This window comes from Burkholderia sp. LS-044 (assembly GCF_004803625.1).
GTDB classification, from domain to species: Bacteria; Pseudomonadota; Gammaproteobacteria; order Burkholderiales; family Burkholderiaceae; genus Burkholderia; species Burkholderia cepacia.
Map to the genome: position 1 here is coordinate 304,891 of NZ_SSWO01000001.1, position 12,643 is coordinate 317,533.

10 protein-coding genes are annotated in these 12,643 nt (G+C 65.8%); 4 read left to right on the forward strand and 6 right to left on the reverse strand.

The features are described from left to right. Nucleotides 1–162: 162 nt before the first annotated feature. Nucleotides 163–2,553, reverse strand: coding sequence for a hypothetical protein (locus tag E9536_RS01340; protein WP_059696356.1), 2,391 nt, complete (start codon nt 2,551–2,553; stop codon nt 163–165). Between the two features lie 691 nt (nt 2,554–3,244). Here E9536_RS01340 and E9536_RS01345 point away from each other — a divergent pair. Next, nucleotides 3,245–5,446 carry a glycoside hydrolase family 3 C-terminal domain-containing protein gene (locus E9536_RS01345; protein ID WP_136469129.1) on the forward strand — a complete coding sequence of 734 codons (2,202 nt, stop codon included), beginning with the start codon at nt 3,245–3,247 and terminating at the stop codon, nt 5,444–5,446. Between the two features lie 76 nt (nt 5,447–5,522). Here the strand turns inward: E9536_RS01345 and E9536_RS41260 are convergent, their stop codons facing one another. After that, nucleotides 5,523–5,696 (reverse strand): hypothetical protein, encoded by a 174-nt coding sequence (locus E9536_RS41260; RefSeq protein WP_162923081.1) that lies wholly within the window; start codon nt 5,694–5,696, stop codon nt 5,523–5,525. Continuing rightward, the gene (locus tag E9536_RS01350; protein WP_027791395.1) at nt 5,693–6,271 is read right to left on the reverse strand and encodes a DUF4865 family protein; all 579 of its coding nucleotides are present in this window, start codon (nt 6,269–6,271) and stop codon (nt 5,693–5,695) included. The genes E9536_RS41260 and E9536_RS01350 overlap by 4 nt, the downstream gene beginning before the upstream one ends. A 125-nt stretch (nt 6,272–6,396) precedes the next feature. Between E9536_RS01350 and E9536_RS01355 the strand changes: the two genes are divergently transcribed. The 3 genes from E9536_RS01355 (at nt 6,397) to E9536_RS01365 (ending at nt 8,816) form a co-directional block, all read left to right on the forward strand. Next, entirely contained in the window at nt 6,397–7,254 is an 858-nt protein-coding gene (locus tag E9536_RS01355) for a LysR family transcriptional regulator (protein WP_027791394.1), read from the forward strand. A gap of 75 nt (nt 7,255–7,329) precedes the next feature. Beyond that, a complete protein-coding gene (locus E9536_RS01360) occupies nt 7,330–7,980 on the forward strand; it encodes a DUF2625 family protein (protein WP_136469130.1) in 651 nt (216 codons plus the stop codon). A gap of 248 nt (nt 7,981–8,228) precedes the next feature. After that, nucleotides 8,229–8,816, forward strand: coding sequence for a YigZ family protein (locus tag E9536_RS01365; RefSeq protein ID WP_060085147.1), 588 nt, complete (start codon nt 8,229–8,231; stop codon nt 8,814–8,816). Nucleotides 8,817–8,882: 66 nt separating this feature from the next. Here the strand turns inward: E9536_RS01365 and ppk2 are convergent, their stop codons facing one another. The 3 genes from ppk2 to E9536_RS01380 form a co-directional block, all read right to left on the reverse strand. Then, complete coding sequence (ppk2, locus tag E9536_RS01370) at nt 8,883–9,833, reverse strand: polyphosphate kinase 2 (RefSeq protein ID WP_027791391.1); 951 nt, start codon at nt 9,831–9,833, stop codon at nt 8,883–8,885. Nucleotides 9,834–9,921: 88 nt separating this feature from the next. Then, the gene (locus tag E9536_RS01375) at nt 9,922–11,340 is read right to left on the reverse strand and encodes an OmpW family outer membrane protein (RefSeq protein WP_136469131.1); all 1,419 of its coding nucleotides are present in this window, start codon (nt 11,338–11,340) and stop codon (nt 9,922–9,924) included. 4 nt (nt 11,341–11,344) lie between these two features. Next, complete coding sequence (locus E9536_RS01380) at nt 11,345–12,640, reverse strand: HlyD family efflux transporter periplasmic adaptor subunit (RefSeq protein WP_136469132.1); 1,296 nt, start codon at nt 12,638–12,640, stop codon at nt 11,345–11,347. Nucleotides 12,641–12,643: the final 3 nt, after the last annotated feature.

A 12,643-nucleotide genomic window follows, 5' to 3' on the forward strand; every position in this document is an offset into this window, starting at 1 on the left:
CGCGCTACCTGCCGTCACGGTCGTGCTCCGGCGCGGCCGCTCCCGCGGCGACACACGATTGGACACCGTCCAGCCCGGCGCGTATGTGAGCAACCCCACCGAACGCCAAACTTCATACGGAAATGGTGCCACACCCTGAAAAGCGATCGTGACCGCGGCTTGCTAACCGCCACACCACTTGTTCAGTGTTGCGTCGAACGTAAAAGTCAGGACCTGGCCGTTCGCCATGACGACATTGCCGCCGGTTGTCGTCTGGATGTTCGCGTTGTTCGCGATCGTGCAATTGCCGTTGGTCGCAACGATCTTCACCGACTGGCCGTCGATGCCCCCGATCAGGTTGGTCAGCGTCGTGGGCGACGCGTAGTTCGCCGTCAGTTTGCTGATACCGGTCACCCCGGGCGTCGAACTTGTGCCGACGAAGCCGTTGGACCATACCGCCATCGCGTTACCCGCGCTGTCGGCCGTCGGCACGCCGTAGCTGTAACGAACGAGCCCGGTTGCATTCTCGATGTGAAATTGCCACGGCCACATTTGCAGCAGGCGCCCGCTGGCCCATGCGCTGTTGACAGCGCGTCCGTAGCGGTCTTCCGGAATATATTTGTAGCGCCCGGCGACACCGTTGCCTTGCGAAGCGTCGACGCAGATCTTCGAGAAGTATTCACCGGCAGGAATGTACGCGGTACTGGATGAAGACGGCGTAAACGTATAGGTGTCGGTCCCGGCCGTGACGCTTCCCGAACGCGTGATCGTGCCCGTGATGCCGAAAATGGTCGCCAGCGTCGTATCGCCGGTCCCGTTGACTGCGTTGACCGGCATGAAGATCGACAGGTTCGGTGTCGTACCGAACGACCAGCCCGGGATCGCGACGGCGCCCGTCCCCGTCAGCATCAGGGCGGATGCGACCTGCTGAAACACACTGTCGGTCTCGCAATCGATTCGCAGGTTGTACGGGCTCTCGGTGGAAATGAACACCGCCTCGGCACATCCGAAATAATTCCTGAACCTGATCGTGTTGTAGCCGATATTCCCGATCGTCACCCCCTTCACCGTCTTCGGGAATGCGAAGGTAAATTCATTGTCCGTGGGATAAACATTGAAATTCGGGTTCGGCAGAATCTCCGCTGCGTAATCATTACGTGCGCTCAGCGGGACGTTGATGTCGAAAAGGCAGTTTGTGACCTGTCCGATGACGCTAAACATCCGGCCGCCGCTCAGTCCCATCGTCGTCATCCGGTCGTGCAGCACGATGTTTCTCGCTTGAATTCCGTACAGCGGGAAGCCGGTATTCGACGTGCGCCGATCCTGCACGGCAAGCGCGGTGCCATAGCTGAAGATGATGTCGATATTGTTCAGGTTGAACAGGTTCGACGAGTCGGACATAGTGGCAGCCGGGCTGTCGTCAAGGTAGACCCCGAAACTCGGCGTATTCGTCGACAGGTCGCCGCAGTGCCTGATCTTCATCGTGTTCAGATTGATCTCGCGCACGTTGGCGCGTGCTTGCGTCGATCCGCTTCCGGTGTCCATCCACAGCACGCCGGCGCCGCGGAAATACAGACAGTTCACGTGAGCGACATCGAGCCAGTCCACGTTGCCCTGCAACACCAGGCCATGTTGCAGTGATGCGCACGCGCGATTGCCCTGAAGGGTAAAGTCGCGCAGGACACACCCGGCGAGCACGGCCATGTTCGACGTCCATGACACGTTTCCGGTCTGCGGCAAATCCGTCGCTTCGTTGTTGAAGCCCGCGTTCAATACCGTCAGGCATTGGCCGCTGACGCCGGCTCCGAACTGAATGATCGAGGTGCGCGCCGAATGCCCGAACACGGCTATCGGCTTGGTGATCGGCGGAAGCACGAGGCTCGAATAGTAGACCCCGGCAGGCAGGTCGCCTTTGACCGGCCAGATAGTCATCAGGTAATTCAGCCAGGCTGTCAGGGCCGGGCCGTCGTCGGTGCCGTAGACCACGTTCGCCCCGGTCGCCGACGCATTGGCCGCTTTCGCGAGCGTGATCTGCGTTGCGCTGACGAACGCCGCAATCGTGGTGGAAACGACCAGCGTTGCAACGCCACTGGCGTTCGTTGTCGCGATGTCGATACGCTTGCCGACGTCCGCCGCCGTGAATACCGCCGAGGCCGACGAAAACGATGTTGATCCCGATGTCGTGACGCCGTCGTTGACGATCCGGGTGTTTCCCTTTGCACCAAAATATTTGGCGCTAACCGGCAAATTGGCCGGAAGCGCCGCAGGTAAATCCATCCATACCTGTGTGGTACCCGCAGCCAGATTCACGACCGCACCGCCATTGCTCGACGCCAGCACGGTGGTACGCGCTAGCGTGTTCCCGCTGGCGTTGTATGTGCCGATTCCGATCTCCCAGTTCCCGCTCGGAACGCCGGCCCCCGTGACGGCTTGCAGCCCGTAATAGAAAGTATCGGCATTGGCGCACACGGACGAAAATGCGCGGAATCCCGTCATTGCACCGGCCAGGGACAGTGCCCCCGTACCGGTAGAAGTGGTCGTTTCCTGAACCCGATCCTGAAGCTGGAATGCCATATCGATCCTGCACGTGTGATTGTCGAACTTAGCGGAAATCAACTCCTGCCGCACCTTCGGATTCGATGCCCGGTATATTGATTACCGAAAAGAGATGTGCGAGTTCGATCGAGCGTACGCACCCGCGCAAGACTATAAACAGATTCACCGGCAAACAGTGCGTGAAATGACCCAAGTGATTGAGCGATACCGCCATCGCCATATGAAAAGTACGTTTCGAACATCCGGTCAACCGCGTCGTATTCGATGACATGTCAATGTCGATCCCGTTAGATGTGCACGCAACGAACCGGACAACTAGTCTCGCAATAGCACCAGCACACAGGTACTTCTTACCCGACCACACCCCCACCATCGGGAACGATGACCGCCTTTCCAACCCACCCTGCGCGACTACGCGATAAAGATCGTACATATCGGTAGAAACACCGATGCTGTAGTCAAACTACATTCATACCATTAGTCGCTGCAGAGAATCGCTACATCCGATACGGCAGTGCCGGGCGGCCTGCGCGTCGCCGCCCGCGTTGACCGGTCGAGCCCAACCGGCCGTAACGATTCCCCGCCCGGCCTGGCATGCCGACGCGCAACCACCCTGCATCGCCAGCCGAATGCGTCCGGTGCGAATCCACCGGACGAGCGCAGCTCCAGACATCATCCGAACAATCGGCAATACGATCAGGAGAGCAACATGCGGGACACACTCTGGCCGGCCGTCGTGCTGGCAGCGACCCTCTGCACCACCGCCTACGCAGGCGACGCCGACTTCAACGCACAAGGCGATGCGACCGATGCGTTCGCGTCGGCCGCCGCGCAACGGCGCGCCGACCTGCTCGTGCGCAAGATGACACTCGACGAGAAACTCCAGTTCATCCATTCGCAATACGAAATGTCCAAGGTGCCGGGCGGCGGCGCCGGCTATATCCAGGGCGTGCCGCGGCTCGGCATTCCCGATCTCAACATGGTCGACTCGGCGACCGGCTCCGGCAGCACGTCGCAGGCCAGCACGACGTTCCCCGCGACGATCGCCGTCGCCTCGAGCTGGGATCGCCGGCTGTCGTACGACTACGGCAAGCAGGTCGCGATCCAGTTGCGCGCGCAAGGATTCGGCATGGGCCTCGGCGGCGGCACCAATCTCGCGCGCGAGCCGCGCGGTGGCCGGCTGTTCGAGTATCTCGGCGAAGATCCGTTGCTCGCGGGCGACCTGCTCGCCGAACGCACGCTCGCCACGCAGCGGCAAAAGGTCATCGCCACGATCAAGCACTACGCGGGCAACGAGCAGGAGCACGGCCGGATGGGCGGCAACACGCAGATCGACGAACGCACGCTGCGCGAGCTTTACCTGCTGCCGTTCGAGATCGCCGCGAAGCGCGGTCGCCCCGGCAGCGTGATGTGCAGCTACAACCGGCTGAACGGCGCATACGCGTGCGAAAACCCTCACCTGCTGAACGACGTGCTGAAGAACGAATGGGGCTTCCAGGGCCAGGTGCAATCCGACTGGGGCGCCACGCACAGCACGGCCGCCGCGATCAACGCCGGGCTCGACGAGGAAGAAGACGTCGGGCCGAGCGTGTACCTGACGCCGACGGCCGTCAAGCAGGCGATCGCGAACGGCTCGGTGTCGACCGCACGAATCGACGACATGGTGCGGCGCAAGCTCGCCGTGATGATCCGCGTCGGCGTGATGGACGATCCGGCCACGGGCGGCGGCACGATCGATTTCGCGGCCGCGAACCGGTTCGCGCAGGCCGCGTCCGAGCAGTCGATCGTGCTGCTGAAGAACGACGGCAATCAGTTGCCGCTGGCGGCATCGGCGCTGTCGCGCATTGCCGTGATCGGCGGCCATGCGGACGCGGCCGTGCTGTCCGGCGGCGGCTCGGGCAACACGCGCGACCCGGTGTCGGGGTCGTTCGCGGGTTGCGGCGGCCTGACGTTCGGCGCGTCGACCGGGTGCAGCTGGTGGCGCAATCCGTGGCTGAAGGTCGACGTGCCGATCGTCGCGGCGATCCGCGCGCTTGCGCCGGCCGCGCAGGTCACGTATGCGGGCAACAGCGACCAGCAGTCGCCGTTCCGTGCGTATACGCAACAGGAAATCGACCAGGCCGCGGCGCTCGCGGGCCGCTCGGACGTCGCGATCGTCGTGGTGGCCCAGCCGGCCGGCGAGGATTTCGGCGACCTGCAGAGCCTGAGCCTCGCGAACCCGTCGAACCAGGACGCGCTCGTCGAAGCCGTCGCGCGCGCGAATCCGCATACGATCGTCGTCGTCCAGAGCGGCAATCCGGTGCTGATGCCGTGGAAGGACAACGTGTCGGCGATCGTCGAGGCATGGTATCCGGGTGAAGCCGGCGGCAAGGCGATCGCGAACGTGCTGTTCGGCGCGGTCAATCCGTCCGGCAAACTGCCCGTCACCTTCCCCGCGCGCGATCAGGATTCGCCGGCCTGGGGGCAAAACGGCACGTTCGACAACGACCCGGTCTACGCGGAAAAGCTGAACATGGGCTATCGCTGGTATGACGCGCGCAACATCAAGCCGATGTTCGAGTTCGGCTACGGGCTGTCGTACACGCACTTCGCGTATTCGGGGCTGTCGGTGTCGAAGCAGTGGGACGGGTCGCTGAGCGTCGCGTTCACGGTACGCAACGACGGGCGCGTCGCCGGTGCGGAGATCCCGCAGGTCTATCTCGGCGTGCCGTACAAGGACGAACCGCCGAAGCGGCTGGTCGGCTGGGAGAAGATCCGGCTGAATCCGGGCGAGGCGCGGCGTGTCCGCGTGACCGTGTCGCCGCGCATGCAGAGCGTGTGGGATACGTCGCGTAACGGCTGGCGGTTCGTGCCGGGCGGGACCGTGTACGTCGGCGCGTCGTCGCGGGATATCCGGTTGCAGGCGCACTGAGCGGCACCCACCCAGCGGAAGAGCCGCGCGTGTCGTGCCCGGCTCTTCCGTCTTCCGCCGTCCGCCCCGGCGATCCTCACCGGAACAGTAGCGCCAGCAGCGTCGCGAGCGCGGCAATCGCGGCGATCCCCGCCGCGATCCCGGCCAGATGCGCGGCGACCACGAGGCCGGCCGGCAATCGCACGGACGCCGGGCCGCTCGCCCCACCCGACGGCCCGGCCCGCGATCGCGACGCGACACCCGTCGTCATGCTCCGCTCCCTTCCAGCGTATCGAGCAACGGCCTGGCCAGATGCAGCACCTGATACACCGTGCCTGCGCCGCCGCCGTCCGGCTCGTGTTCGGTGACGAGGGCACGCGTCAGCCGCCAGCGTAGCGAGTCCAGGCTGACCGCGGCCGCCACCACACCCTGCCGCGCCGCCACTTCGCGATTGCGCGTCACCTCCCGCGCCAGCGTCGCCTCGAGGTCGGCATCCGCCGGAATGTCGACGGCTTCCAGACGAACGAAGCGCCCCGTCGACGCACTGCCCTTGCGCGCATCGAGCGCGACCTGCACGTCGATCGGCGCGCGGCCGAAGCTGTCCGTCACGACCCGGTAGCGGCCGCCCGTGACGAACCCGGCGAACGCCTGCTCGTTACGCCACAGATAGAACGACGCATAGCCGTTTTCCGTCGCACCGTAGCGCCCCGCCTCGCGCAGCAGGAACCCCTTGAACACCAGGTCCGGCGTGTCGTCCCAGAGCCTGCCGCGCTCGCGCACGCGATGGCGGATGATGTCGAGGTCGTAGTCCGCCGGCAGGCGGTGCACGTAGTACGCGGTCAGCATGATCGACTCCTGAAGGGAAACGGAGATTCCGAATGGCTCGAGAACAGCGTAGAAGACCTTGAATCATTTGAAAATACGATGGCAGAATATTTCAATGATTCGATTTCTCAATGGATGAGAGTGCGATGAAAACGCTCGACATCGAAGCCGTGCAGGCGTTCGTGCTGACCGCCGACCTCAAGAGCTTCACGCGGGCCGCCGAGGCGATGGACACGACGCAGTCCGCGGTGAGCCTGAAGATCAAGCGGCTCGAAAGCGGCCTCGGCCGCCGCCTGCTGGAACGCACACCGCGGCAGGTTCGCCTGTCGGCCGACGGCACCGCATTCCTGGAACCGGCGCGCGAACTGGTGGCCGCCCACCACGGTGCGATCGGCGCGTTCGGCACCGGCCGGCGGCGGCTGGTGATCGGCGTCAGCCACCATGTCGTCGGCGCCGATCTCCCGATGCTGCTGCGGCGCATGAGCGAAGCGGAGCCGACGCTCGTGCTGGAGATCCGCGTCGCCGCGTCGCGCGACGTGCTCGATGCATTCGACCGCGGCCAGCTCGACGCGGCCGTCGCGCTGCAGCACGACAGCCGGCGGCTCGACGGCGAAACCATCCTGTCGGAGTCGTTCGGCTGGATGGCCGCGGCGGATTTCGAGTACCATCCGCCGCAACCGCTGCGGCTGGCCACGCAAGCCGAGCCCTGCAGCGTGCGCCGCATGGCGATCGGCGCGCTCGACCAGGCCGGTGTCGGCTGGACGGAGGTGTTCGTCGGCGGCGGCGTCGCGACGATCGGTGCGGCGGTGTCCGCGGGGCTGGCCGTCGCGGCGCTCGGGCATCGCGTGGCGCCCGCCGGCACGGTCGACGTCGGTGCGCGCTACGGGCTGCCGCCGTTGCCGACGCGCGACGTGGTGCTCCACTCGAGCCTGACCGATGCGCGAGCCCGGCAGGCGCTGCGCACGCTGGGCGCGGCACTGCGCGCGTCGGTCGGGGCGCGTTGATGCCGCACGAGCCGGTGCAAGCCGTATCGTCCCGGCTCGGCCCATGCCGAACCGAACCACCTAGAGAGAAGACACATGCGTCCGCTGGACGAACTGGTCAACGAGCGTGAATCCGCCCTGCCGTCATTGATCGAGTGGTCGGCGGCAGCGCCTGATCGTTGCGAGATATTGCCGCCATCGGGACGGAATGGCGAAATCCTGTCCACCCTTCAGGTCACCACGCGATCGCTCCTGGGGGCCATCGCCTATTCGACCGGCGGCCTGCTCGTGGACGGCGGCTACCTTCGTCTGCTCGGCTCGGGCCATCACGCGTTGCCTCGGGACATCGTCGGCTGGAATCAGGGACGCTCCTCCGGCTTTCTGTTGGTCGCGGATGATGCCGTCGGCGGATTCTTCGCCTTGAACGGCGGCGCACTCGGGGACGACACGGGTTCCGTGTACTACTTTGCACCCGACACGCTGGAATGGGAGCCCCTCGGGATCGGGTACGGCGACTTCGTGCGATGGTCGCTCGGCGACACGCTGAGCGACTTCTACGCGAGCATGCGCTGGCCCGGCTGGCAGGCCGACGTCCAGCGCCTGACGACGGAGCAATGCTTCAGCTTCCATCCATTCCTGTGGACGAAAGAAGGATCGGTCGAACGCAGCAGCCGTCAGGCGGTCGACGTTGCCGAGCTGTATGCACTCCAGATCGGCGCCGGCGCCACGACGTCAAGGCAACCGTGATCCGGTGTGCCTGCCTTCGAATCCGGAACGTCGAGTCCCGTGGCAAAGCCGGTGCGCTTGCCCGCGCCTGACCATTCGCATCGGCGTCGCGTTTTGACGGCTTCGAAAGGCGTCGATGCGCGCCACGGTAAAATTCGTGTTTCATCCCGCCCGCTCGTGCCGCCGCCCGATGCCTGCGCGGGTCGATATCAAACGCATCGCCAGGCCGTCATCATCTTGATTTCCCTACACCTTTCATCTCGCGACGCATGAGTTACTCGCTCGCCACCACCTGCATCCGCGAACTCGAGATCCGCAAGAGCCGCTTCATCGGGTTCGCGATCCCCGTCGACGATCGTGACGCCGCGATGCACGCGCTGCAGCGCCTGCGCGATGAGCATCCTGCGGCCACCCACGTATGCTGGGCGTTGCTGGCGGGTGGGCAGTCGGGCATGTCGGATGACGGCGAGCCGTCGGGCACCGCGGGCCGGCCGATCCTCGAAGTGCTGCGCCATCACGATCTCGACGGCGTGCTCGGTGCGGTCGTGCGCTACTACGGCGGCGTGAAGCTCGGCGCGGGCGGGCTGGTGCGGGCCTATACGGATGCGATCGCATCGGCGCTGCTCGACGCCGAGCGCGTCGAACGTGTCCGCTACACGCGGCTCGCGATCGAGATCGGCTACCCGGACGAGGCACGCGTGCGCCGCTGGATCGAACAGGCCGGGTACGCGCTCGTGGACAGCGCATACGGGATGACGGTGAAGCTCGCGATCAAGCTGCCGGAAAACGCCGAAGCCGCGGCAAGAACCGAGCTGTTCGACCTGACGCAAGGGCGCTCGGGATTTCCGGCGACGTGACGCGCGGGGAACGCGTCCGCGTTCCCCGCGTGGCCGGACGAATCCCGTCGCCGGTCAGTTGGTCATTCAGTAGGTATCGGGGACGATCATGTGGTCCGGCACCGGCCGGCGGATGTAGTCCTCGTGATGCTCGCGCGGCGGCAGGTCGATCGGTGCGTGCGGCACCTCGTGATACGGCACCTGCTGCAGCAGATGGTGAATGCAGTTCAGCCGCGCGCGCTTCTTGTCGACCGCCTGCACGACCCACCACGGCGCTTCCGGAATGTGCGTGCGAAGCAGCATCTCTTCCTTCGCGGCCGTGTAGGCTTCCCAGCGGCGGCGGCTCTCGAGATCCATCGGGCTCAGCTTCCATTGCTTGAGCGGATCCTCGATCCGGCTCTGGAATCGCACTTCCTGCTCGTGGTCGGTGATCGAGAACCAGTACTTGACGATCTGGATCCCGCTGCGCACGAGCATCTTCTCGAACTCGGGCACCGAACGGAAAAACTCCTCGTATTCGTCGTCGGTACAGAAGTTCATCACGCGCTCGACACCCGCGCGGTTGTACCAGCTGCGGTCGAACAGCACGATTTCGCCGCCGGCCGGCAGATGCGCGACATAGCGCTGGAAATACCACTGCGTGCGTTCGCGGTTGTTCGGCGCCGGCAGCGCCGCCACGCGGCATACGCGCGGGTTCAGCCGCTGCGTGATGCGCTTGATCGCGCCGCCCTTGCCGGCCGCGTCGCGCCCCTCGAAAATGACGACGAGCCGGTGCCCCGTGCTCACGACCCAGTCCTGCAGCTTCACGAGTTCGCCCTGCAGGCGGAACAGCTCGCGGAAATACTGCTTGCGCGCTTCGCGCCGCTCCTGCGAAAACAGCAGGTCGTCGCTGTCGTCGAAGCGGCGATCGTCGAGCTCCATCTCGAGTTCTTCGTCGTAGGCGTCGACCAGGTCTTCCTCGAAGCGGCGCTGGCGCGCTTCCATCGATTCGAGATCGGTGCGGTTGTCGGTCTCGGTGCGGTTATCGTTGTCGCCCATGGGGCCTCCTTCCATCGTTGACGCAGCCAAACGCCGACATTATCCCAGCGTCGCGCGTCAAATTCATGAAAAAGGGCCGGCGCACCGGTCAGAAGCGGAACGCGAGCAGCACGCTCGCCAGCACGGGGTTCGCAGCGATATCGAACGTGTTCGACGCGAGCTGCCGGTTCGGCTGGTCGATATCCAGCGTAATCTTCGTACGTAACGGGATATAGGTCACCATGCCGGTGATCCAGAACTGGCGCGTGATCTGGTAGCTCGCGCCGACCGTGAACACCGGCTCCCACACGCTCTTCACCTTCGCCGACACGTTGGTCTTGCCCGACAGCAGCAGGTCGCCGCCGGCATCCCAGATCCGCTGGAACAGCGCCGGGTCGAGCAGCAGCGACTGCAGACTGCCGATGTCCGCGCCCGCCGCGAGCAGCCCGCCGAGCGACGCGAGCTTGCGCTGGAACACGGGATTCAGGTTCGTGTTCGTGAAGCGCGTATAGCTGACGCCGATACCCGCGAACGGGCGGAAACGGTCGTCGCGCTCGCCGAGGTAATACTTGAACACGACGGACCCGAGCCACGCGCGCGTGGTCGCGAGCGGGTTGCTTTGCGTGTTCGCGAGATCGATCAGTGGAAAGCGCCCCTGGACGCCTGAAAAGATCCGGTCGAGCGGCAGCGCGATGCTGCCGTGCCCGCGCAGCGTCAGCACCGGCGGAATGCCCGCGCCGAGTTCGGCCGCCCAGTTCTCCGAGAAAAAGTGCGTCAGCGTGAACGCCAGCGTGTTCGTGTTGCCGAGCGACAGCTGCGACCCCTGGTTCTCGAAGCTGTTCAGCCCGAGTGCGTCCGTGTGCGTCGTCACGGGCGTCGATCGGCCGGTCGTGCCAACGAAGTGCCAGCCGAGGCCGACCATGTTGCGGTCGTCGCCCATCAGCTGCGTCAGCAACGGCGGCGCCTGGGCGGCCGGCAGATCGGGCAGCCGCGACGGATCGACCGGATGCAGTTCGTACGGCATCCGGTCGGCATGGACGACGCCGGGCGCCGGCATGTCGCCCGCCGCCGCGTCGCGCGGCGCGGCCGGATCGCAGCCGCCAACGACGCCACCGGCGCCGCCGTCGTCGAAGCCGATGCCGTCCGCGCCGTCGTCGGGCGCTGCCGCGCATGCGCGCCCCGCCCCGCCGGTTCGCTGGCCGAGCGTGATCTTGCGCGCCGTCAACGGGACGGCGTCGGGTTGCGGCCCGTCGGCCTCTTCTTCGTGTCTGCCGTGCCTGCCGCGCCCGCCGCGCGCCGGCCCCGCGTCGGTCGCCCATGCGCTCGCATCGAACCCGTCCGCGTCGCCGCCCGGCCAGAAGCCGATCCCGTCGGCGCCGGCCTGCCAGCGTGGTTCGGCGTCCGCGTCCGGCGGCGGCGCGCCATGCGCGGCGGCCGCGCACGCGAACAACGTCGCGCCGAGCCAGCGCGACAGCGGACGCACGGCGCCCGGCCGCGCACGGCGGCGGTACGTGTCCCGGCTCGCCATCGGCTCAGGCCGGCACGCCGAACAGGCGTTGACGGATGCGGTACAACGGCTCGAACAGCCATTCGAGCAGGCTGCGCCGCTCCAGCACGATGTCGGCCTTCAGCATCATCCCGGCCCGCAGCGACAGCGGCCGCCCTTCGAACGCCGGCGTGCGGTCGGCCAGCTCGACCCAGGTCTTGAAGTAGGTCTGCGGTGTGGCGGCATCGCCCGGCAGGTTCAGCTCCTTCGCGGAAAACGCGACGGGCGAGATCGACAGCACCTTGCCGCGATACGTGCCGAACTTCTCGACCGGATAGCTTGCGTACGCAACCTTCACCTCCTGCCCCTTCTTCACGAAGCCGGCCTTCGACGACGGAATGTAGACCTCGGCGATCAGCCCGTCCGCCTTCGCGGGCAGGATCTCGACGACACGCGTACCCGGCGGGTCGATCACGCCGCCCTGCACGACGTCGAGCCGCACGATCTGCCCGTCGGCCGGCGCGTACAGCACCTGGTTCACGTTCTCGTCGATGTTGTATTCCTTCGCGTTCAGCTCCTCCTGCTTGATCTTCAGTTCCGCGTTCGCACCGTCGTACTTGCTCTGCATCGTGTCGAGGTCGCCGCGCAGCTTCATCGCATTCTTCGCGAGCTCGGCGCGGCGCAGCAGCAGGTCCTGGTACGCCTGCCCGGCCTGCAGGTACTGCGTGTTCACCTGGTTGTACTGCTCGAGCGTCACGACCTGTTCGTCGAGCAGCTGCTTCACGCGTGCGCGCCGTTCGCCGTACTCGTCGACGATGCGCCTCTGGTCCTGGATCTGCCGGCCGATCAGCCCGCGGCTCTCGCCCTGCGCGGCGATCTGCTGGTTGATCTGCTGTACCGACGACCGGTATTCGAGGCGTGCCGCGTCGATCTGCTGCGTGACCTCGACGCGCTGCCGGTCGAGCGCCGCACGCATCCCCTGCACGTTGTTCGCCTGGCTCACGAAGCTCGTGTCGCGCGTCACCGCCAGCAGCCGCTGGCCGGCCTTCACGTGCTGGTCCTTGCCGACGTAGACGTCGCGCACGGCCCAGCCCGGCGGCGCGCTGACGCCGATCAGCCCCGAACGCGGCGTCAGCATCCCCGGTACGCTCTCGGTGTTCGCGTAGCTCAGTTCGACGAGCGCGGTCACGAACATCGCGAACATCGCGAGCGACAGGTAGCAGAAGAAGCGCATCGACACCGGCACGTCGACGACACCGTGGATCACGGTGCCGAAGGTCGTGCCGCGCGCGAGCTTGCGCGACGGCTTCTGTTCTCGGAGGGCGGAGTTCCAGGTCGGCATGGG

Coding starts and splice junctions, on each gene's coding strand:
- E9536_RS01350 (WP_027791395.1), bottom strand. CDS start 6,271: ATGCTGACCGCGTACTACGTGCACCGCCTGCCGGCGGACTACGACCTC.
- E9536_RS01360 (WP_136469130.1), top strand. CDS start 7,330: ATGCGTCCGCTGGACGAACTGGTCAACGAGCGTGAATCCGCCCTGCCG.
- E9536_RS01340 (WP_059696356.1), bottom strand. CDS start 2,553: ATGGCATTCCAGCTTCAGGATCGGGTTCAGGAAACGACCACTTCTACC.
- E9536_RS01365 (WP_060085147.1), top strand. CDS start 8,229: ATGAGTTACTCGCTCGCCACCACCTGCATCCGCGAACTCGAGATCCGC.
- E9536_RS01380 (WP_136469132.1), bottom strand. CDS start 12,640: ATGCCGACCTGGAACTCCGCCCTCCGAGAACAGAAGCCGTCGCGCAAG.
- ppk2 (WP_027791391.1), bottom strand. CDS start 9,833: ATGGGCGACAACGATAACCGCACCGAGACCGACAACCGCACCGATCTC.
- E9536_RS01355 (WP_027791394.1), top strand. CDS start 6,397: ATGAAAACGCTCGACATCGAAGCCGTGCAGGCGTTCGTGCTGACCGCC.
- E9536_RS01345 (WP_136469129.1), top strand. CDS start 3,245: ATGCGGGACACACTCTGGCCGGCCGTCGTGCTGGCAGCGACCCTCTGC.
- E9536_RS01375 (WP_136469131.1), bottom strand. CDS start 11,340: ATGGCGAGCCGGGACACGTACCGCCGCCGTGCGCGGCCGGGCGCCGTG.
- E9536_RS41260 (WP_162923081.1), bottom strand. CDS start 5,696: ATGACGACGGGTGTCGCGTCGCGATCGCGGGCCGGGCCGTCGGGTGGG.